The sequence below is a fragment of the Pannonibacter sp. genome, from assembly GCF_051860505.1.
In the GTDB taxonomy this organism is placed as follows: Bacteria; Pseudomonadota; Alphaproteobacteria; order Rhizobiales; family Stappiaceae; genus Pannonibacter.
The window spans coordinates 40,839-61,683 of record NZ_JBHYDX010000015.1 but is presented as its reverse complement, the minus strand read 5'-3'; the positions used below and the strand labels follow the sequence as shown (position 1 = coordinate 61,683).

19 protein-coding genes and 1 tRNA gene are annotated in these 20,845 nt (G+C 64.5%); 6 read left to right on the top strand and 14 right to left on the bottom strand.

Going from position 1 to position 20,845, the window contains the following annotated elements; all coding sequences use genetic code 11:
• Window positions 1–161: 161 nt before the first annotated feature.
• From ACTIFE_RS12075 to ACTIFE_RS12040, 8 genes are all read right to left on the bottom strand, one after another.
• Window positions 162–458, bottom strand: a complete 297-nt coding sequence (locus ACTIFE_RS12075) for a GIY-YIG nuclease family protein (protein WP_439529405.1) — start codon at window positions 456–458, stop codon at window positions 162–164.
• Window positions 455–1,786 carry an NAD(P)/FAD-dependent oxidoreductase gene (locus ACTIFE_RS12070; RefSeq protein ID WP_439529404.1) on the bottom strand — a complete coding sequence of 444 codons (1,332 nt, stop codon included), beginning with the start codon at window positions 1,784–1,786 and terminating at the stop codon, window positions 455–457. Before ACTIFE_RS12070 ends, ACTIFE_RS12075 begins: the two co-directional genes overlap by 4 nt.
• 4 nt (window positions 1,787–1,790) lie before the next feature.
• Window positions 1,791–3,113, bottom strand: coding sequence for an NAD(P)/FAD-dependent oxidoreductase (locus tag ACTIFE_RS12065; protein WP_439529403.1), 1,323 nt, complete (start codon window positions 3,111–3,113; stop codon window positions 1,791–1,793).
• A gap of 92 nt (window positions 3,114–3,205) precedes the next feature.
• Window positions 3,206–4,006 carry a hydroxypyruvate isomerase family protein gene (locus ACTIFE_RS12060; RefSeq protein WP_439529402.1) on the bottom strand — a complete coding sequence of 267 codons (801 nt, stop codon included), beginning with the start codon at window positions 4,004–4,006 and terminating at the stop codon, window positions 3,206–3,208.
• 120 nt (window positions 4,007–4,126) lie between these two features.
• Entirely contained in the window at window positions 4,127–4,945 is an 819-nt protein-coding gene (locus ACTIFE_RS12055) for a ChaN family lipoprotein (protein ID WP_439529401.1), read from the bottom strand.
• Window positions 4,942–5,625 (bottom strand): hypothetical protein, encoded by a 684-nt coding sequence (locus tag ACTIFE_RS12050; protein WP_439529400.1) that lies wholly within the window; start codon window positions 5,623–5,625, stop codon window positions 4,942–4,944. Before ACTIFE_RS12050 ends, ACTIFE_RS12055 begins: the two co-directional genes overlap by 4 nt.
• The gene (locus tag ACTIFE_RS12045; protein WP_439529399.1) at window positions 5,622–7,376 is read right to left on the bottom strand and encodes an ABC transporter ATP-binding protein/permease; all 1,755 of its coding nucleotides are present in this window, start codon (window positions 7,374–7,376) and stop codon (window positions 5,622–5,624) included. Before ACTIFE_RS12045 ends, ACTIFE_RS12050 begins: the two co-directional genes overlap by 4 nt.
• A gap of 4 nt (window positions 7,377–7,380) precedes the next feature.
• On the bottom strand, window positions 7,381–9,732 hold the full coding sequence (locus tag ACTIFE_RS12040; RefSeq protein ID WP_439529398.1) for a TonB-dependent hemoglobin/transferrin/lactoferrin family receptor: 2,352 nt from the start codon (window positions 9,730–9,732) through the stop codon (window positions 7,381–7,383).
• 558 nt (window positions 9,733–10,290) lie between these two features.
• Here ACTIFE_RS12040 and ACTIFE_RS12035 point away from each other — a divergent pair.
• Window positions 10,291–11,073 carry an alpha/beta fold hydrolase gene (locus ACTIFE_RS12035; protein ID WP_439529397.1) on the top strand — a complete coding sequence of 261 codons (783 nt, stop codon included), beginning with the start codon at window positions 10,291–10,293 and terminating at the stop codon, window positions 11,071–11,073.
• 104 nt (window positions 11,074–11,177) lie between these two features.
• Here ACTIFE_RS12035 and ACTIFE_RS12030 read toward each other — a convergent pair whose 3' ends face one another.
• Window positions 11,178–12,149 carry a GlxA family transcriptional regulator gene (locus tag ACTIFE_RS12030; RefSeq protein ID WP_439529396.1) on the bottom strand — a complete coding sequence of 324 codons (972 nt, stop codon included), beginning with the start codon at window positions 12,147–12,149 and terminating at the stop codon, window positions 11,178–11,180.
• A gap of 203 nt (window positions 12,150–12,352) precedes the next feature.
• Here ACTIFE_RS12030 and ACTIFE_RS12025 point away from each other — a divergent pair, with 203 nt between their 5' ends.
• On the top strand, window positions 12,353–13,183 hold the full coding sequence (locus ACTIFE_RS12025) for an alpha/beta fold hydrolase (RefSeq protein WP_439529395.1): 831 nt from the start codon (window positions 12,353–12,355) through the stop codon (window positions 13,181–13,183).
• A gap of 92 nt (window positions 13,184–13,275) precedes the next feature.
• Here the strand turns inward: ACTIFE_RS12025 and ACTIFE_RS12020 are convergent, their stop codons facing one another.
• Window positions 13,276–13,752 (bottom strand): Lrp/AsnC family transcriptional regulator, encoded by a 477-nt coding sequence (locus ACTIFE_RS12020; RefSeq protein ID WP_439529394.1) that lies wholly within the window; start codon window positions 13,750–13,752, stop codon window positions 13,276–13,278.
• A gap of 141 nt (window positions 13,753–13,893) precedes the next feature.
• Here ACTIFE_RS12020 and ACTIFE_RS12015 point away from each other — a divergent pair, with 141 nt between their 5' ends.
• Entirely contained in the window at window positions 13,894–14,913 is a 1,020-nt protein-coding gene (locus ACTIFE_RS12015) for a 1-aminocyclopropane-1-carboxylate deaminase (protein ID WP_439529393.1), read from the top strand.
• A 223-nt stretch (window positions 14,914–15,136) separates the two neighbouring features.
• Here the strand turns inward: ACTIFE_RS12015 and ACTIFE_RS12010 are convergent.
• A tRNA-Ile gene (locus ACTIFE_RS12010) sits at window positions 15,137–15,212 on the bottom strand.
• 237 nt (window positions 15,213–15,449) lie between these two features.
• Here ACTIFE_RS12010 and ACTIFE_RS12005 point away from each other — a divergent pair.
• Both ACTIFE_RS12005 and ACTIFE_RS12000 read left to right on the top strand, forming a co-directional pair.
• The gene (locus ACTIFE_RS12005; RefSeq protein WP_439529392.1) at window positions 15,450–16,541 is read left to right on the top strand and encodes an AI-2E family transporter; all 1,092 of its coding nucleotides are present in this window, start codon (window positions 15,450–15,452) and stop codon (window positions 16,539–16,541) included.
• Between the two features lie 358 nt (window positions 16,542–16,899).
• Window positions 16,900–17,643, top strand: a complete 744-nt coding sequence (locus ACTIFE_RS12000) for an SIMPL domain-containing protein (protein WP_439529391.1) — start codon at window positions 16,900–16,902, stop codon at window positions 17,641–17,643.
• 103 nt (window positions 17,644–17,746) lie between these two features.
• Here ACTIFE_RS12000 and ACTIFE_RS11995 read toward each other — a convergent pair whose 3' ends face one another.
• Complete coding sequence (locus ACTIFE_RS11995; RefSeq protein WP_439529390.1) at window positions 17,747–18,334, bottom strand: GNAT family N-acetyltransferase; 588 nt, start codon at window positions 18,332–18,334, stop codon at window positions 17,747–17,749.
• 334 nt (window positions 18,335–18,668) lie between these two features.
• Here ACTIFE_RS11995 and ACTIFE_RS11990 point away from each other — a divergent pair, with 334 nt between their 5' ends.
• Window positions 18,669–19,169 carry a cytochrome b gene (locus ACTIFE_RS11990; RefSeq protein WP_439529389.1) on the top strand — a complete coding sequence of 167 codons (501 nt, stop codon included), beginning with the start codon at window positions 18,669–18,671 and terminating at the stop codon, window positions 19,167–19,169.
• Between the two features lie 48 nt (window positions 19,170–19,217).
• Here the strand turns inward: ACTIFE_RS11990 and ACTIFE_RS11985 are convergent, their stop codons facing one another.
• Both ACTIFE_RS11985 and ACTIFE_RS11980 read right to left on the bottom strand, forming a co-directional pair.
• A complete protein-coding gene (locus ACTIFE_RS11985; RefSeq protein ID WP_439529388.1) occupies window positions 19,218–20,318 on the bottom strand; it encodes an NAD(P)/FAD-dependent oxidoreductase in 1,101 nt (366 codons plus the stop codon).
• Window positions 20,319–20,342: 24 nt separating this feature from the next.
• Complete coding sequence (locus ACTIFE_RS11980) at window positions 20,343–20,753, bottom strand: ketosteroid isomerase-related protein (RefSeq protein ID WP_439529387.1); 411 nt, start codon at window positions 20,751–20,753, stop codon at window positions 20,343–20,345.
• Window positions 20,754–20,845: the final 92 nt, after the last annotated feature.

Here is a 20,845-nt window from a genome sequence, read left to right as displayed (position 1 = left end):
TGATCATGGCATCCATGCCGATCCCTATCGGCACGGAGAACCTGTCGGAGGATAACCACGCAGCCTCGCAGAGATGCCTTGCTCAAGGAGAGGGCACGGCATGGATGCCGTGGTCGAGCCATGGCATGACGAAGGATGGAGGGCTAACGGCGCTGCCTGCCTCACGAATTCAGCATACGCCCCAGATCAAACCATTCAGGGTTTTCCGATTCGATCAGTTCGACTTTCCAGGCCCGTGGCCATGTCTTGATTGCCTTTTCGCGGGCAATGGGGAGCTCGGCGGTCGCGTGCTGTTCATACCAGACCAGCCGCCGGACCGAATAGCGCGCCGTAAAACGAGACCCTTGCCCGGTCTGATGTTCATGGAGACGTCGAGCCAGGTCATTCGTCACGCCCGTATAAAGGGTGCCGTTCTTGTGCCCGGCGAGCATGTAGACCCAATAGGCCCTCACGCTCATGCCAGCCAGTCCTTCAGCCCGTACCACCAGTAGGCGGCCTGGAGGTAGTGGCGGCGCAAAGGGGCAAGGGGGAAGGCGCGCAAGGGGCCGCGCAGGATCTGGGGCACCTGCCAGGGCGGGGTCTCGTCCAGCGCCAGTTCTGCTGCAAGCGTTCCCGCCATCGAGCCCATCGCCACCCCGTTGCCGTGATAAGCGAGCGCTGCAAACACACCCGGATAGCTGGGCACAGCGCCAACATATGGATTGAGATCCAGCGCCAGGCAGACACGTCCCGACCAGTAATGCGTCGTCTCCACATGGGCAAGCGCGGGAAACAAGGTCTCGAAATCGGACCGGATCAGATGGCGCAGCCGGTTCGTCTCCCGCACGGATCCGAAAATGCCGCCACGCATGCCGAAGAGCATGCGGTCATCGGGCAGAAGACGGAAGTAATGCAAGAGCGTGCGGCTGTCTGAACTCATCACCGGACTGGTCCAGCCCTGCGACAGCCGCTCTTCCGGCGTCAGCACGCGGGTGACCATGACATTGGACAAGACCGGCAGCAGCCGGCCCTCGAGCCAGGGCAGGAGATCCTCATCCAGATAGCCGTTGCCGGCCAGGATGACCCTTCGGGCCAGCACCCGGCCCTTCGGCGTCTCGACCCGCCAGCGGCCTGCCTCCGGCACGATGTCTAGCACCGGCGAGTTGGCGAAGATCGACTGATCCGCGTCGCGCAGCGCCCGGGCGAGGCCCCGGACATATTTCAGCGGGTTGAGACCAAAGCCATGCGGAGTGAACATGCCACCATGAACGCCTGCAGCCGACAGGCCGCGTGCAGCCAGATCGGCCGGCGTCAGCATCTGGGTGTCAAGGCCGAAGCGGGCATTGACAAAGGCGCTCTCCGACCGAAGCGCCGTCAGCGCCGACGGCTTGTGCGCCAGGACAAGTTCGCCGCTGCCGGCCTGGTCAGCGGAAATGACGTGCTTGTCAAGCTGACGCGCCACATGGGCAATGGCCTCGACCTGCAGGCCGACAAAGCGCTGCGCCTCATGCTCGCCATAGCTGGCAACAAGATCCTCCGGCGCGCGTTTCGAGCCACCGATGCAGCAGAAGCCGCCATTGCGCCCCGACGCGCCATAGCCGACCTGATGCCGCTCGAGCACGGCGACGGAGGCGCCAAGCTCCGCCGCCCGAAGCGCCGCGTTGAGGCCGGTGTAGCCCGCACCAACAATCGCAACATCAACCGCCAGAGCCTCGCCTTTCGGCATCTCCAGTTCCGGATCGAGCACGACCGGCCCGACGCTTTCCTCCCAGTAACTGCCGATCGGAAGGCCGGGCTCGTCGGTCATGATGTCAGAACCCGAGCCGGTCGCGCAGGGAGAACCAGGTCATCGCCAGCAACAGCAAAGGAAACCGCATGCGCGCCCCGCCGGGAAAGGCCGGGATCCGCACCCGCTCGAACACCTCGAAGCGCCCGGCGTTGCCCGTGACCGCCTCTGCGATCAACCGTCCGGCAAGCGTGGCCATCGCGACCCCGTGGCCGGAGTAACCGGAGGCGTTGAAGATGTTGGGCGCCAGCCGGTTGAAATAAGGCATGCGCTTGGGCGTGATCGCCAGCGTGCCACCCCAGCCGTAGTCGATCCGGACATCCGCCAACTGCGGGAACACAGACTTCAGCGGCTTGCGGACGAACTCGGCAATGTCGGCGGGGAAGCGATAGCCATAGGTCTCGCCGCCGCCAAACAGCAGCCGGTGATCCGGGGTCATGCGGAAGTAGTTGATGACGAACTTGCTGTCGGCGACCGCCACCCCGCCCCGGATCAAGGCCTCGGCCCGCTCGGCTCCCAGCGGCTCGGTCACAATGATGAAGTTGTTGATCGGCATGACACGGGCCGTAATCTTCGGCTCCAGCCTGCCGAGATAACCGTTACAGGCAAGCACCAGGTGGCGGGCTGTGACATGGCCCGCCGCTGTCGTAACAGTAATCTGTCCGTTGTCGTTGTTGTAGCCTGTTACCGTCGACGTTTCAAAGATGCGCGCGCCGGCGGCTTCTGCGGCCAGGCCAATGCCCAGCGCCAGATTGAGCGCATGCACATGCCCCGCCCCCGTGTCGAACGCACCGCCATGATACAGCGGGCTGGCAAGCCGGGCACGAATGGCCTCGCGGCTGAGGACCTCGATGTGATGATACCCGTAGTTGCGCGCCAGATGCTCAGCATAGTCGGCATGTTCACGGGCGATATCGGGCCGATGATCGGCATAGAGAATACCGGGCCGGTAATCGCAGGCGATCTGATGCTTGCCGATCAACTCACGGACAATGGCCTTGGAGTCCTCCGCAAGATCCCACAAAAGCCGGGCGTCGGACTTGCCGACCATGTCCTCCAGCGTGATCTGGTCGAGCCGTTGACCGGAGCCCACCTGCCCGCCATTGCGGCCCGAGGCCCCCCACCCGATGCGATGCGCCTCCAGCAGCACCACCGACAGGCCGGCCTCCGCCAGATGCAGCGCCGAACTGAGCCCCGTATAGCCGCCACCGACGATGACAACATCGGCGTCCACATTGCCGCGCAAGGCAGGATAGCTGGTGCGATGACTGGCAGTCGCTGCATACCAGGAGGCTGCATGTTCGCCGGGCTTGTCATTGGCGGTCAGAAGGTCGAGAGATTTCAGCATTCTGGTCCCTGGCGTCCGGCAAGCTCAAAAAATGTGATCACGTTCGGCAGTCGCCCCAGTCTTTCCGCAGAGCGTGGCATTGGCAAGAGGCATCATGCCCGGCTCGCCTCCCGAAACGCCGCAAGCCAGGAAAGGCCGGCTTCGGTCCCCCCGGCCCCGGACATGCGGGGGCGGTATTCGGCGCCGATGAAACCGGTGTAGCCGAGGCGCTGGAGGCCCTCGAGGAGCGGGGGATAGGCGAGCGTGCCTGTGTCCGGTTCGGCGCGATCGGGCACGCTTGCAATCTGGATATGGGCGATTTTCGGAAAGAAGCCGGCGAGGACGGTTGCCGGATCGCCGCCCATACGTCCGACATGATAGCAATCCAGCATCAGTTGGGCCTCGTTGCCCGTGTCCTCGATCAGGGCCAGGGCCCGGTCCGCCGTCGAGACGAAATAGCCGGGCACATCGAAGCTGTTGATCGGTTCGAGCAGGATGCGGATGCCGTGCGGCCGGGCAGAGGTGAGCGCGTAGCAAAGGTTGGCGAGAAACACCGCTTGCGCCTCAGGTCCATCCGCCTTGCCAGCCATCAGATGCACGGCCCTTGCCCCGCAGGCTGACGCATAGGCCAGCGCGGCGTCTATCGCCGCCCGCGCCTCGCTCTCGCGCCCGGCCAGGGCCGAGAGGCCGAAGTCGCCCGCCTCAACGTCGCCCCTTGCCGTGTTGAGCGCGAGGATCGGCAGGCCCGCCTCCGCGGCTGCGGATTTCAGCTCGTCTGCCGGGACGGCTCCGGGGCCGACGTGTGGCCAGTGCAGCTCCACTGCATCGAACCCGGCCCGCGCCGCAGCCGCCACTGCGTTGAGCAGCGGCCGGTCGGTGAAGAGAAATCCGAGATTGGCAGAAAACCGCAGCATGGCGAGGCCCCGGGCATTTGAACCCCAAACAGTCCAGCCCCAAGCCTAGACCAGATGCGCCACGATGGCAGGCCTTTTGTGCTGCTCCTTGTGCGGCTCCGTGTGTCGTCGCGCGCGGCCTCACATGTCCAGCGGATCCATGACGAAGACCGCATCGGCAATTCCCGGTGCCGGGGGCTCGGATGCAGTGTGTGGCAAGAGCACCGTGACATGTGCGACGCCGAGATCGGCGAGCTGCGCCGGCGTGCCATGGCCGAATTCAAGATGACCCCGGCCGATGATGCCGACGACCAGCGGCGCGCCCCTCACCGCGCGGGCTTCAGCCATGCGGCAGGCGAAGGCGCGGTCCCAGACCTGCTGCGCGCGAACGAAGCGGTCGAAGGCCGGATCGTCGGGGCTCGTGACCTTGCGGTTCGGCAAGCCGCCGCCGGTGAACTCGAACAGGAAGCGGCGATAGGCAGGGGTCGCCGGCAGCGCGGGCGTCACGCCGTCCCGGTCGGCGTCGGCAATGGCGTCCCAGCCACCGATACCGACCTCTGTCACCAGCGCACGGCGGCAGTTGAGCCCCAGCATCGGCAGGCGGAACTGCCGGCAGAAGCGGAACAGCGGCAGGTAAATCTCGGCCGGGAAGCCCCAGACCGTGCCCCATTCCGCCTGTTCGAGAAAATCGGCCTCGGTCAGCTCACCCGCCACCCAGCGCGCCAGCACCGGATCAAGCCGCGCCGGAAACATCTCGAAGCCGACCACTATGTCGGCGCGATGGGCGAGGAGGCCGGCCAGAACATGCAGCTGCCAGCGGTGCTGCGCCGCCTTGTCGTGCTGCTCGCCCAGGAGCACCACATCGGCGCGGGCAGCAAGGGCGAGCACCTCGGGATGGGCGAGGACGGCCCCGTCGGACGGCCGGATCCATTGGCCGGGAATCAGGGCGGCCCCGCTCATGCGAGCGGCCCGATGGTAAGGCCTGTGCGGTTGCCGTCGGCGTCAAGGGCATGGCGCCAGCCGTCCACTTCGTGCCAGGCGGCGACGGTGCCGGCCTTCAGATGCAGGTGGAAATCCGGCGTCATGATGTTGAAAAAGCCGCCCATCGGCTTCACCGCCTCCACCCAGCCCTGCCACTGCTGGCGCACGCTGGCGGTCTCGAAGCGGATCGTCACCGGATCGCCGCCGACCAGCGCCTCCAGCAGCGGAGCAGCGGGATCCCCTTCGGTCTCGGGCGGCGTGGCGTCAGTTGCGGCGCGCTCCGGCGCGACAGCGGGAATGCGGGCGAAGAGGCGCAGTGCCGCCTCAAAGGGATCAGCGCCTTCGAGACCCACGACGGAGACGCCCGGCTCGCCGCTGGCGGTCATGAAATCAAGCCGTGGCAGCACCTTGTCCTTCATCACCGACGAGGTGTCGTAGTGGACGCTGTCGAGGGAATTGAGGTCGATGACGGCCGCGTGGCAGGCGCCGGACAGGGTGACGCTGTGGTCGCTGATCTCGGCCTTGTCGAGGGCGCCGATGCGCTCGTGCAGGCTGCCGGCACTGCGGACGATGACCATGATGCGGCCAAGGCCAGGGAGCAGCGGGAAGATTTCGGCCGGCTGGACGTCGAGACGGTGGCGTTTGACGGGATCGGTCATGCAAGGGCTCCGGCAAGTGGGGCTTGCACCGGCTGACCGGGACGGTCGGCGGTGGCGGAAGGATCAAGGGCGAGGGTCTGGAAGGGCACGAGGCCTTCGGGCGGGCGGTGGGCAGCGCAGATGATCGTCGCGTCGGGCAGCGCCGCCCTGACCCTGGCCAGCAGGTCCACCTCGCTGCGGGCATCAAGGGCGCTGGTCGCCTCATCTAGAATGAGCACAGCAGGCCTATGGATGAAGACCCGAGCCAGGGCAAGGCGCTGGCGCTCGCCCATGGAGAGGCCCGCATAACCCTCTGGCCCAGGCAGATCCAGCGCGGCGAGCTTGTGCCCCAGACCGGTCTCCCGGAGCGCCGCCTCGATGGCGTCACGGCCCACGTCCTCCGGCTCGCGTGGATAGGTCACGGCATGAGCGAGACCTTCGGGGAAGACACGCGGGGTCTGCGGCAGAACGAGGCGCGGCCCGTCGGGCATGGAGATGCGGCCCTCGCCAAAGGGCCAGAGGCCGGAGAGCGCCGCGAGCAGCGTGCTCTTGCCGGCCCCTGACGGCCCGGCCACCCAGAGGCTCTGACCGGGTTGCAGCGCCATATCCGGAACCGGAGCCAGCCGCCTGCCCTGCGGAGTGGAGAGCGCCACACCTTGCAGCTTCATGCCGCCGCCGGGGGCTGGCCCCCGCGTGATCGCCTGCGGCACGCTCTCAGGCGTCTGCGGATTGCGCGTCAGCGCCAAAAGATCATCCAGACGCTCCGAAACCGCCACGAATTCCGCCAGCTCCCGGTAGGAAAAGATGAACCAGCTCAAGGAAGTCGATGTATTGACGAAGGCCTGCGCCAGCTGCATGAGCCCGCCGAGTGTCAGGTTCCCCGCGAAATAGGCAGGCAGGGCCAGAAATGTCGGAATACGAAAGACCGACTGCCTGTAGGGCTGAACGAACAGGCCGAGGATGACTTCGGCGCGGATAAGCCGGTGCCAATTGTGGCAGATCTCGCCGAACCTGCGCTCAAGGCGGCGGCGCTCGGCCTCCTCGCCGGAGGACTGTGCAATTTCGTCCGTGCCTTCACGCAGCTGCACCAGAGCATGGCGGAAGTCCGCCTCGCAGCGCTCCTGCTGGAACACCAGCCCCTTGACCGGCCGACCCAGCAAATGGGTCAGGAGGCTCGACACAGCCACATAGAGGAAGGCGGCCCAGACCATGTAACGCGGGATTTCCACGTCGAGACCAAACAGGTGGAAGCTGAGCGGCACGGCCGAAATTGACCACAGCACCGCCACATAGGAGACAAGGGCGACCGCGTTTGAGATCACGTCCAGCGTTTCGATGAGCAGACGCTCGATGAACTTGCGGCAGTCTTCGGCAATGCGCTGGTCCGGGTTGTCGACCGGCTGCGCCGAAAAGCCGGGGCGCAGATGCCAGTAAGCCTTGTTGGCAAGCCAGGCATCCTGCATGCGAGCCGTCAGCCGCGCACGCAAGCGCATCTGCAGCCGCTTGCGCAGCCAGTCGCCAACAAGGAAACACGCGGCGGCAGCCGCAGTCAGCGCGGCAAAATGGCCGACCTGAAGCAGGGCCTCTGCCGCATCCCGCCTTTCCAGCGCGTCATAGAAAGCCCTGTACCAGCTGATGATCTGCACCGACACCCAGACGGCGGCAAACTGCAGCCCGAGCACAACCGCGTAAAGAACCAGCGCCACCGGCGCCCCCGGTCCTGACGCGGCAAGCCGCGTCAGGCGATAAATGCGAGCAAGAACAGCACGCATCGGATCAGAACTTCACGTTGAACGAGGCCTGGAAGGTCCGGCCGGGGCCGGTCTGCAGCTCGAGCGGGTTCTGGTTGGCAACCGCCGTCGAGGGCCGCGTGGTCATGCCGGCGGCGGAGGCCTCGAAATAGCGGTTGTCGAAGACGTTCTTCACGCCGAGATCGAGGCTTGCCATTTCGGTGACCTGCCAGGAGGCGAAGACATCGAGCACCGCATAGCCGCCCGGCTTGAAGCCGGTGGGCGAGGAGGTCTCGTAGACCGGCGCGGCCATGCGGGTCATGGCATCCAGCGTCAGGTTGTACTGCGGCAGCGCGTAGCTGAGGCCGAGCACGGCGGTGAGCGGCGGCAGAGTGTGCGGCGTCGAGGCGGCCCCGGCGGCTGCCTTCTGCGTGCCCTTCTGCCAGGCGACGCTGGCGGTGGCGGTCAGATCCTCCGTTACGCCATAGGCGCCCTCCACTTCCACGCCCCAGACGGCCACTTCCGACAGGTTGCGGTAGGTGTAGTCATTGGTGCCGGGCGGGTTGTAGAAGCTCTCGATGAAGTCGGTGTAGTCGGCGCGGAAGCCGGTGATCGACAGGTAGCCGCGTTCGATCTGGGCGCGGACGCCGGCCTCAAGGCTGCGCACCTTTTCCGGCTTCAGGTTCGGCGCCGGGATCTGGTCGAAGGCGGCGCCGGGCACGGAGGTGAAGAGCTGCTGCGCCGTCGGCATCTTGAAGCCTTCGCCGTACTTGCCCCAGACCGACCAGGTGTCGTCGATGTGATAGAGCGCGCCGAGGCTCTTCAGCAGCGCCGTATCCTCCCGCACCCGCGGCTCGGAGCCGGGCACGACCTTGTAATCCGGGTTCGGACGCGGATTGATGCGGTAGGTGGCAAAACGCACGCCCGGCGTCAGTTCCAGCTTGTTGTCGAACAGGCCGATCTTGTGCTGGGCATAGACATCGGCCCGGCGCGTGTCGGAATTGGCGAAGTTGAAGCCGCCCGCCCGCGCTTCCGTCACCGCGCCGGTGGCAAGGTTTGTGGTGCGGTCAAGGCGGGTGTAGTCGACCTTGGAATAGTCGCCGTCAAAGCCGAAGGTCAGCTCGTGGTCCGTGGCGCCGAGTTCGAAGGACTTGGTCGCCTGCACGTCCAGTTCGAAGAAGTTCTCCTTGTAGGAGAGGTAATCCTGCAGGATGTAGCCCTGCCCGGCCTTGTTGCGGCCGCGCTGGACGCCCTTGCGGTCATATTTGTGCGGCGTGTAGGCGAAGGTGGTCTTCAGCTCGTCGAGGAAGCCACTGTCCGGCGTCCAGCTGTGTTCCAGCGCGAAGCGGTTGCGCGTCAGGGTCAGGTCGCGGTCATAGCCGGTGATGACATTGCCGTTGGTCTGGACGCCGCGCGTGCGGGTGTAGTCCACGTCGGTCGTGCGCCGCAGAAGGTCGGCCGAGGCCTCCAGCCGGTGCTCGTTCGACGGGGTCCAGACGAATTTGAACAGGCCACGATAACTGTCCCCATTGGTCGGGTCGAGCTTGTCGCAGGGCAGCTGGCCGGCGGAGAGCACACGCGGGCAGCCGTAGATGCCGCCATCGGCACGGGCGTTGGAGAGCTTGGCCTCCTCATTGGCCTGACGCGAGATCGCCGCCATCACTGCGAAAGTGTCAGACCAGCGCTGCGCGAACACGCCCGAAGCAACGCCCGAGCTGTTGAAACTGTCATAGGCAACGCGGCCCTCGCCGCCCATCTTGCGGCCCTTCAGCACGTCTTCCGGGTCCAGGGTCTCGACGGCGACGACACCGCCCAGCGCATCGGCGCCCCACAGCACCGAGGCCGGGCCGCGCACCACTTCCACCTGACGCACGAAGTTGAAGTCGAGATAGTCGCGGGTGCCGTCGGTGATGCGCTCGGCGACGCGCGAGCCATCCACCTGCATCTGCACCCGGTTGCCGCCGACGCCGCGGATGGTGAAGCCGGAGAAGGTGTTGAACGGATCGGTGGCCGAGGTCTGGCGCTGCACGGTGACGCCGGGCAGATAACGGGTCAGCTGCTGCATGTCGGAAATGCCGAGTTGCTTCAGCTCCTCGCCCGTTACCACGGAGACATGCGCCGGCACATCCAGCACGGCGGTTTCCTGCCGGTCGGCGAAGAGCGTGATGCGGCTGAGCTGGGTGATGAGGCCACCGGCCTCGGCCGGGGCAGCCTCGGCCGGGGCCGGCGCCTGGGCCGTTGCGGCGGCCGCGCCTGTGCCGGCCTGACTTGTCGTATTGCCGGCCGGTTTACCGGCTGTCTGGGCAAGTGCAGGCGACGCACCGGAGGCGGCGCAAAGGAGAGCGAGGCCGGCGACACTCGCCAGCCAGAGGGCATCGCGCCCTGTAGCAACAGACATGAAAAGGCTCCCGAAAGGCCCGCGACATTTCAGTCCGGACTGCGGTTCAAGGAAGGGATCGCTTGCTTTGGGCTGGCAAATCCGGCGCGCACCATCCGCGCTGCACCGTTATGGGAGGGAGTATTAAAATATGAGATGCGGAGTCAAGTATTAAAGCGGCAAGGATCAATTCTCTCCGCCATCAAGGGCTTGCCTGCCACGCGGGCCTTGCACGGCCAGGCTCCTCGCAGCTGGCAGCCCTCTCTCCCCGAAACTGCCGCACACCGCACTTGGGGTGCACGTCTCGTCCCAAACACGACGAGAAGCGCACCATTGAGGGGCAATGGAAGAATCTTCCGAAATTCTACCAAGAACTGATTGTCAGTGACAAAAGATCCAACTCGACTGGCTCTCAGTTCTAAACAATCAGTTGAATTATGGAAGCACCCTCCAGTGCGTTTTCCGTACACTGTCCTTGTCTGGATCCCGACAAAGCCTTGCCTCCCGCGCCGTCCGGATGGCGCGGGGCAAGCACCGGCTGATCAAGCCGATCAAGGTCCAATCGCAAGGATGCAAGAAATGATCAGATATTTGAAGACAACGGTTTCGGCCGTCGCTGCACTCGCATGGCTGATGCCAGCCGCACTGGCAGACAGCACCCTCCCGGCGGATCAGAGTGTCAGGAATGTCGTTCTGGTTCACGGCGCCTTTGCCGATGGCTCGGGCTGGCGCGGGGTCTATGACGACCTGACCGCGCGCGGCTATCGGGTCAGCATCGTCCAGAACCCGCTCACCTCGCTTGACGATGACGTCGCCGCAACCCGCCGGATCCTCGACCGGCAGGACGGCCCGACGCTTCTGGTGGGTCATTCCTATGGCGGCACGGTCATTACGCAGGCCGGCACCGCCGACAAGGTAGCCGGGCTGGTCTATGTCTCCGCGCTTGCCCCCGACGTCGGCGAGAGCACAGGTGACCAGTTCAAGGAGATCCCGCCGCCAGCGGAATTCGTGATTGAAACCGGTGCGGACGGGTTCGGTTTCGTCAATCTCGACAAGTTCAAGATCGGCTTTGCCGGCGACACGAGCGATGCGGATGCCGCGTTCCTGCGCGACAGCCAGGTGCCGATCAACATGGCCATCTTCGGCACCAAGGTGACCGAAGCCGCCTGGCGCAACAAGCCCAGCTGGGCCGTGATCGCCACAGAGGACAAGGCCATTGATCCCAAGCTGTTGCGGCACACCGCCGAACGCATCGGCGCGTCGATCGTCGAGGTCAAGGCCAGTCACGTTCCGTTCCTGACGCAACCGGCAGCGGTCGCGGCGGCCATCGATGCGGCAGCGCGCGGCGCGGCTCGCAACTGAGCACCTGTGTCCGGGTTGCCGACCGGATCGGCAGCCGGGACGCCGTGAAGACAGCCCCCCGCACAAGTCAAAGCCTGAAAGGACAGGCCATGCCAGACCCTTGCCTAGTGCTCCGCCGCCGCAATACCGAACTGCTGCCGATAGGCGGCAGGCGGCAGGCCGGTGAGTTTCTGGAACAGTTTTCGGAAAGCGGCAGGATCGGAATAGCCGACGTCCCAGGCAATGCGGTCGACAGGGACCAGTGTCCGCTCCAGCGCCTCGCGCGCCTTGGCGATCCGAACGTGTTGCAAGTACTCGACCGGCGTCATGCCGGTCGCGGCACTGAACCGGCGCAGGAATGTCCGCCCGCTCATGCCGATGCCGTCGGCCAGATCGGAAACGCCCTGCAGGCTCGCGGCCTCGGCATGGATCCGGTGCTGGCACTGCCGGATCGCATCATCGCCGTGATCGAGCTTTGGAATAAACTGCGCAAACGGGCGCTGGCTGTTGCGCGGCGGCTCGATCAGCAGGAACCGGGCCGTGGCCAGCATGGTTGCCGGGCCCAGCAGCCGCCCCACCAGCGTCAACCCCAGGTCAGCCCAGGCCAGGATGCCTCCGGCCGTCATGATGTCCCCCTCGTCGACGACCATGTTCTCGTCTGCCAGCTGCACCTTTGGAAACCTCATCGCCAGCTGCTGCGCGAAAGCCCAGTGCGTCGTGGCGCGGCGGCCATCCATCAGCCCGGTCTCGGCCAGGACGAACGCGCCGGCACAGACCGAACACAATGTTGTCCCGGACCGGTGCTGCTCCTTCATCCACTGCGCCGCATTGGGCACGGGCGCCATGCGGTCCGGCTTGATCAGGCTTGGCGGGGCAATCACATGGCTCAGCCGATGCGCCTTGCCGGGATGGCTGTCCCAAACAGGCTCCACACCGGCCTCACTTGCCTGCCAATGCGACACACGGATGGCGCGCGGCGGCTCGCCGGTCCACTCACCGGCAATCCGGAACAGGTCCGTCAGCCCATGGATCGCCGCCAGCTGGCAGTCCGGATAGATCAGAAGGCCGATCTCGGCCACGAGGGTTGGCGCCTGCATTATTGTCCGTTTCGCCCCGATCATTGTCGTTTCCGCCACGCCCTTTCGTACGGGCTACGGCGTAGCTTGTCCATGCCAAACAGAAAGGCATCGCAATGACCTTCGACCTCACGCGGCGAACTCTTCTTTCCACCGGGGCCGGCGCTGCTGCCCTTCTCATGTTGAACCGGGCCCAGATGGCCCAAGCACAAGGAGAATTGACCATGGCTACGATCAAGACGCAGGACGGAACCAACATCTTCTACAAGGACTGGGGCCCGAAGGACGCACAGCCGGTGGTTTTCCATCACGGCTGGCCGCTGTCCGGCGACGACTGGGACAATCAGATGCTGTACTTCCTGGACAAGGGTTACCGCGTCATTGCCCATGACCGTCGCGGCCATGGCCGCTCCGATCAGACCGACACCGGCAACGACATGGACACCTACGCCAATGACGTTGTCGAACTGGCCCGCGCCCTGAACCTCAAGAACGCGATCCATATCGGCCATTCCACCGGCGGCGGCGAAGTGGCACGCTACGCGGCCCGAGCCGAGAAGGGCCGTATCGCCAAGGCGGTCCTGATCGGCGCCGTTCCCCCGGTGATGGTCAAGTCGCCGGCCAATCCGGACGGCATCCCGCTCGAGGTGTTCGACGGCTTCCGCGCAGCGCTGATCGCCAACCGGGCGCAGTTCTTCCTCGACATTCCCAGCGGCCCGTTCTTCGGCTTCAACCGCGAAGGTGCCACGGTCAGCCAGGGCCAGATCCAGAACTGGTGGAGACAGGGCATGATGGGCGGCGCCAAGGCGCACTACGACTGCATCAAGGCCTTCTCGGAAACCGACTTCACCGAAGACCTGAAGGCCCTCAGCATTCCGGTGCTGCTGATGCATGGCGAGGATGACCAGATCGTTCCGATCGCGAACTCCGCCCACAAGGCGATCAAGCTGCTGCAGAACGGCACGCTGAAGACCTATCCCGGTCTCTCGCACGCCCCCTTCGCGACACACCCGGAAGTGATCAATTCGGATCTTCTGGCCTTTGCCCGCGGCTAACCCCCACTAGGCTGCGCAAGACCAGCGGAGCAATCAGGGAGGTAGGTGCGCCTGCCTCCTTGATTGTCTGCCACAGCGCGCCGCTTGCCATCTCAGAACGGCAGCGGCGCGTTGTCCTTGACTTCCTTCAACACAAAGAAGGTCCGGATCTGCCGCACGCCCGGCAACGCAATCAGTTGCTTGCCGTGCAATAGGTTGAAGCCCGCCATGTCGCGCACGCGGATCTTCAGCAGATAATCAAAATCGCCAGCGACCAGGTTGCAGTCCAGCACCTCTTTCATCGCGCCGACCGCCTTCTCGAACTCAGCAAAGCTCTCAGGTGTCGAGCGGTCAAGCACCACCCCCACCATCACCAGCGCCCCCAGTCCGACGGTTGCCGGAGCAATTTGCGCCCGGACCGAGGCGATATACCCCTCGTCAAACAACCGCTGCGTCCGCCGATGGCAGGTGGCCGGGCTGGCGTTGACCATCTTGGCCAGATCGGCATTCGCAAGCCTGCCATCCTTCTGCAGCGCGCGCAGGATGTTGCGGTCCATGCGGTCCAGCTCGTGCTTGGAAGTTTCTTTCATTTTCTATGCCCTCGATGAGGCCAGAGGTAACAAACCCATCTGTTCGTTCGCCTATTTGACCCACAAATGACCGAAGAATGGAAGCTCATTTTCTGCCGGTCTTGCTAGGCTTTTCGTGGCTGAAACCACGGAGACTGATCCATGTCACTGCTTGATGAATTCGACCGCTACCCGCTGACCTTCGGTCCGACCCCGATCGAGCATCTGCCGCGCCTGACCGATGCGCTCGGCGGCAAGGTGCAGATCTATGCCAAGCGCGAGGACTGCAACTCGGGCCTGGCCATGGGCGGCAACAAGCTGCGCAAGCTGGAGTACATCGTGCCGGACGCCATTGCCTCCGGCGCCGATACGCTGGTGTCCATTGGCGGCGTCCAGTCAAACCATACGCGCATGGTCGCCGCCACCGCGGCAAAGATCGGCATGAAGTGCGTCGTCGTTCAGGAAAAATGGGTGCCGCACTACGACGCCGTCTATGACAGGGTCGGCAATATCCTGATGACGCGGCTGATGGGCGCAGACTCCCGGCTGGTGGAGGACGGGTTTGACATCGGCATCCGCCAGAGCTGGGAAAACGCGATCCAGTCCGTCCGCGATGCCGGCGGCATTCCCTATGCCATCCCGGCCGGCGCCAGCGTCCACAAGTTCGGTGCACTCGGCTACATCGGTTTTGCCGAAGAGGTTGCAGAGCAGGAAAAGGCGCTCGGCTTCCAGTTCGATTACATCGTCGTCTGCGTGGTGACGGGCTCGACGCAGGCCGGCATGATCGTCGGCTTCGCCGCACAGGATCGGGCAGACCGGGTGATCGGCATCGACGCCTCTGGCACACCCGACCAGACCCGCGCGCAGGTCCGGCAGATCGTCGATGCATCTGCCGCACTGGTTGAACTGGGGCGCGAGATCCGCGAGGACGAAATCGTCATCTACAACGATTACGCCTACCCCGCCTATGGCGTTCCCTCGGACGAGACGAACGAAGCCATTCGCCTCGCCGCCCGCACCGAGGCGATGATCACCGATCCGGTCTACGAGGGCAAATCGATGCAAGGGATGATCGACCTCATCCGCAAGGGCGTCTTCCCGGACGGCGCCCGCGTCCTCTACGCCCACCTCGGCGGCGCGCCGGCAATCAACGGCTACAGCTATTATTACAGGGAAGGCTGATTACACGCAGCCCACTCCGCCGGCCGGCTGGCGCTGTCCCCTTCGCCAGCCGCAGACCCCGATCCGCGAGAAGTAGCATTGTGTGAAGCTTTGGACCCAGGTTGGCACTGTTGTCCGTCGCAGTGTCAACGTCGCAAGGTCTCAGCCGCAGCCTATCCGGGCTTGATCTCGATTGAGAAAGCCAACCGTTCAACACTTGGAAGCAATGCGCCCTTTGAAAAAATGGTGGGCCCGGAGGGACTCGAACCCCCAACCAATCCGTTATGAGCGGACGGCTCTAACCATTGAGCTACAGGCCCTGCGCCGAAGGCGGAGCCTTCTGGTACACCAGGCTTGCCGGTTCGGGCAAGAGGCGAGCTGCTGGCCTGTGCGGGAGTTTCTAGGCCGGAAAGCGGTGGCTGTCTTGCAGCGTTTGCGCGGCTGGGCGATGTGGACTTGCCGTCCGTCGCGGCCTGACGGTTGCCTGCCCCTCTTGCAAGCCTGTGCCCGTCCCGTGCAGGGTGGCGGGAGATTGAAGCTGCAAGCACAGGCGCCTGATGCGAAACTCCCTGCTGAATATCACGCTGGCCCTTGTCCTGGTCTGTCTCGTCGGCTGGCTGCTGGTGGTGGGGCGGGCGTTGCTGCTGCCTTTCGTGACGGCGCTGATCGTCTGGTATCTGATCAATGCGCTGGCGAGCGGCTTGCGCGCCATTCCGCTCGGCCCCTGGCGGTTGCCGGCCCTGCCTGCGCTGCTGATTGCGCTGGTCATCATCTTTGCCGCCGCCATGTTCGTGTTCGATCTGGTCGCTGCCAACCTCACCCAGCTTGCCCGTGACACGCCAGGCTATCAGGCGCGGCTGGAGCAGGTCTTTGCCAATCTGTCGGAGATGACGGGTCTGCGCGAACCGTTGCAGACCCGCGACCTGTTCCCGCAGACCTCGCTGACGCAGCTGGTCACCCAGGCGGCGAGCTTCATCACCACCATGGCCGGTTCGGCCTCGCTGGTGTTCATCTATGTGCTGTTCCTCCTGATCGAGCAGTCGACCTTCAACAGCAAATACGCCGCCCTGTTCGAAACCCCGGAACGCGCCGAGGCGGCCTTTGCCATCCGCGCCGAGATCAACCGCCGGGTGCTGCATTACTTCGGGATAAAGACAGCCGTGAGTCTCGCCACAGGTCTGCTGACGACGACGCTGCTGACACTGCTTGGCCTGCCCTATGCGGCGCTGTTCGGCTTCATCGCCTTCCTGCTGAACTATATTCCGACCATCGGCTCGCTGATCAGCGTCATCTTCCCCAGCCTCCTGGCGCTGGTGTTCTTCGAGACCTATGGCCCATTCCTCGTCATCTCCATCGGCCTCGGGCTGATCCAGTTCCTGCTCGGCAACCTGGTTGAACCGAGGCTGATGGGGGCGAGCCTCAACCTGTCCAGCCTTGTCATCCTCTTGTCGCTCGCCTTCTGGGGCGCGATCTGGGGCGTCACGGGCATGGTGCTCTGCGTGCCGCTGACGGTGGTGATCCTCATCATCTGCGCCCAGATCCCGCAGACCCGGCCGGTGGCCATCCTGCTCTCCGCCGATGGCAACATCGGCCCGCCACTGCAGCATGGCGAGGTCAGCGTGGGGGAAACGGCGCTGGTGCGCCCGTAACGCAGTCCTGCGGTGAGCGGGCCGGTGTCCGCCGGTCTTGACAAACCCACGGATGTCACCCCTGGCCAAGCGCAGCGCCGAGCCAGACTCTCCATACACAGGGGCCTACTCGCTTGCAGAGCGGTGACGACAGGTTCGTCATCTCGTTATCTGGAGGCCAGCGGTGCCGCTGCGTTCTGAGGCACTGTGCCCCATCTCGAAGGCTCTGCGAACGAGTAGGCCCCGGGTCTGCGCTACGCTCCGCCCGGGGTGACGCCGAGAAGGACGGGACGGACGGAAAGGCGCACACGCGCCTTTGACTTGCCGCATTCCGGGGCGAGGGTTCTCATGCCCCTCGTGAGCATAAGGATTTTTTACGATGAATTTGCCTCAAACCCGTTCCGTCCGCCGTCCGCTCCGGGCCATGGTGATCGCCCTGCCGCTGGCGCTCAGCGCTGCTTTCGCCACGACGGCCGCCCATGCCGAGGACGCCAAGCACGATCTCTTCATCACCGTGCAGGGCATCGGCAACATCATTGTTGCCCCCGACCAGGCGATGATTTCCGGTGGCGTGATCAGTGAGGCTGCAACGGCCGCCGAGGCGCTGGCTGCCAATTCCAAGGCGCTGGCCGGCGTGGTGGAAAAGCTCAAGGCAGCCGGTGTCGCCGAAAAGGATATGCAGACCAACGGCTTCTCGGTGCAGCCGAAGTACACGGACTACGGCAAGACCGACAAGGCGCCGGTGATCGATGGCTATCAGGTCAGCAACAGCATCAGCATCAAGGTGCGCGACATGGCCAAGCTCGGCGCGTTGCTCGACGCCATGGTGGCGAGCGGCTCCAACGCCATCAACGGTGTCAGCTTCATCGTTTCGGACGCCGACAAGCGTTCGGATGATGCGCGCAAGGCGGCCGTTGCCGATGCCCGCCGCAAGGCCGAACTCTATGCCACGGCAGCCGGCGTGAAGCTCGGCAAGGTGCTATCGATGAGCGAAGGCGGCGCGGCCGTGCCGCAGCCAATGTACCGCATGGCGGCGATGTCTGCCGAAGCCATGCCGCCGATGCTGTCCGGCGAGGAAACACTGAGCGCCAGCGTCACCATCGTCTACGAACTGGCGGACTGAGCCGAACTGTCCTCAGGGCGGGAACACCTCCCTGCCCTGAGGCTCTAGCTGCCGGCCAGAGGCAGCCTGTGAAAGGCAGCCTGTCAGATCGGACCGAGAGAGATCAGAGATCCTTGAGCCAGACCTGCATCGGCTTCTCGGTTTCTTCCGTTTCACCGACATCCTTCCAGGGAAAATAGACGATGGCGCCTTCAAGCGGCGCATAGCCACGCTTGCGCCAGAAGTCGGTCAGCGGCACATAAGCTGGCGGACGGGCCGGATGGTCATTCGGACGCAAGACGGCGCAGAACGAGGTCCGGGTGAAGCCGAGCGCCCGGGCATGGGCTTCGCGGGCCTCATAGAACTGCTGTCCCAGCCCCTGGCCCCGGTATTCGGGCACAAGCACGGATTCGGCGAGATAGAAGATCTGGTCCAGATCGAAGCCCCGCTCCTCGAAGGGCTCGCGAAACTGGATGACTTCCTTGGCCAGTGGCTCGCCCGTCGCGGCCCCCACCAGCCGGTCCCCGTCATAAGCTCCCACGATCACTGCACCTGGCGTCTGCGCGTAGCGGGCGAGATATCGCGTCTCGTAGTCCATGGTTCCGTCATAGAGATAAGGCCATGCCCGGAACACCTCGATGCGCAGACGCGCCAGATCCTCAAGGGCATCCTGCAGCGTCTGATGTGTGAGAAGCTTGATCTGAACCGGCATAGTCTCTCCCTGCTGTGTTTCTTTTCCCCTACGATGCCCGTGTTGCCACAAAAAAGACAAGAGGTGATTTGCTGTCCGCCGAGAATGCAGAGCAGCCATGCAGCCGCCGCAGAGCAGTCAACCGAAAACAGGTTCGCAGCGGCAGTAAAGCAAAGCCGGCTTCAAACAAACAGGTGCCGGCGTTACATTTGGCGACAACTTGGTCCTCGCCTTGGCCTGATCTTTCGATAGCATCGACAGTTGCATCTACCGATCGTTCTTTCAAGCAAGCATGATCCCGGTCGGCAGCACAGTCTTGCCGGTTACAAGCCGGCCAACAGCCAGGAGTGAAACCGTGTCACGCCCAGCCACACAAGGTTACAGCCCCGCCCAGATCGGACTGCATTGGGTCATCGCCGCGCTTGTCCTGTTCCAGATCCTCTTCGGCGACTGGATCAAGGATCTTGGCCGCGCCCTCAATCGCGGCACCACCCCGGAGACCGCAACCCTCATCTTCGGCAACCTGCACGTCTGGGTTGGCATCGTCATTCTCGGCCTGACGCTGTGGCGGTTGGTGCTGCGCTTGCGCCGGGGCACGCCGGCGCCCGCTGGTGGCAACGCCATCACCCTCGGCCTGATGAAGGCCACGCACGGGCTGTTCTATGTCCTGCTGCTTGTCATGCCCCTGACGGGCCTGCTGGCATGGTTTCTCGGCGTGCATGACGCAGGCGAGATGCATGAAGCAATGAAGCCGGTGTTCGTGCTGCTGATCGCGCTGCATGTGCTGGCCGTCGTCTGGCACCGCATCGTGCTGAATGACGATACGATGGCCCGGATGCTGCGCCCCGGCCGCTGAGGCGCTGTCGGCAGAACGGGTCTGGAGGACAGGCCTCCGGACCCGGCTTCAGTCGCGTGCTTCCAGCCAGATGCGTGCGGTCTTGACGTCACCAGAGAGAACGCCCGCCGCAATCTTCTGGCCGACGACGGCGCCGAACTTGTAGCCATGGCCGGAGCAGGCGGAGACGAAGACGGCCTTGCCATCCTCCTCGACAAAGAAATGCTCGTCCGATGTGAAGGTGTAGGCGCAGGTGACCACGTCCGTCACCTTGTACTCCTCGATCCGGCCAAAGGGCGGGGCAAAATGATTGCGCAGCGTCTCGCCTTCGCCCGGCACCGGCACGCGGTTGGCGTTGGCATCGGCGTTCTTAACCTTGTGGATCCCAGCGCCGAATTTCAGCCCGGTGCCAGGCACCGGCGGCAACACGTAGCCGTCAACCTTGCCACCCACATCGAGGATCACCGGGGCGGCTTCCCAGGCCGCCTTGAGATCGGAGGGCGGATCGAGATAGACCACGGCCGTGCGGTACGGCGTCAGGTGGCGGGCGAGATCGGGCGCAAGCTGCACCACCCAGGCCCCTGCCGTCACGACGACGCGGTCGGCGGTGAGCACCGTACCATCTTCGAGAGACACTGATCCGGCCGCCCGATCAATGGCCGTGACCCTGGTGTTTTCGCGCAGGTCAATGCCCCGGGCGATGAACCAGTCCCTGAGGCCGGCTGCAATCTTCTGGCAGAGCAGCACACCGCCCTCGGGATTGAAGGCTGCAAAGCGCAGGGTCTTGCCATCGAGGAACGGATAGCGGGCCTCAGCTTCCGCACCGGTCATGTCGTCAAGCGCATAGCCGCCGTCGATCATGCCCTGGCGGTAGCGCTCGCCCTCATCGCCCGGTTCCTGCGACAGAAGCAGGAAGCCGGTGTCCACGAGGTGCTTGGCCCCCAGATCCGACCACATCTCGTCCCACGCCGCATAGGCATCTGAAATCCGGCGCTGGTATCCGCCCTGCCCGCCATAGGCGCGGCGGATGATCCGGTGCTGGTCGCCCGAGGCAGATAGCGGATTGGGCACCGGCCCCTGTTCCAGGAGCGTGACTTCCGCCCCGCGCCTGGCAAGGGCCCAGGCGGTGGAGAGCCCGGAAATGCCGGCGCCGACAACGATGACTTTCATGGCAATGGTCTCCCGGTGGCAGGATCAGGCGCTGACCTGAGCAATCCAGTCTTCCAGATTGTAATAGGTGGTGATGCGGGCGATCTGGCCATCGCGGATGTCGAAGAAGGTGCCGGCCGGCAGGCGGTAGGTCTGGCCCTTCGCCTCGGGCAGCCCCTCGTCCGAGGCGAGATATGTGCCATTGACGATGAATTCGGCCGCGCCCCGTGTTCCATCCTCGCTGACGAAGACGACGATGTCGGTCAGCGTCTCCTTGTAGCAGCGGGTCATGTGGGCGTTGAACTCGGTGAACAGCGCCTTGCCTGTGCGCCGGCCACCCTGGTTGACGTCATGGGCGACGTCATCGGTGACAAGCGCGACCATGGTGGCCGTGTCGCCGGCATTGAACGCGGCATAGTAGCGGTTGAGGAGCGCAAGGGACTGGGCGTTGGGCATGGGGAATCCGGATGCTGCACAAGCGAAAGGATCCGCATTGAGCCCGCTCCCGGTCCCTATGGCAAGCCATGATCGCGGCCTTCCGTTCGCCA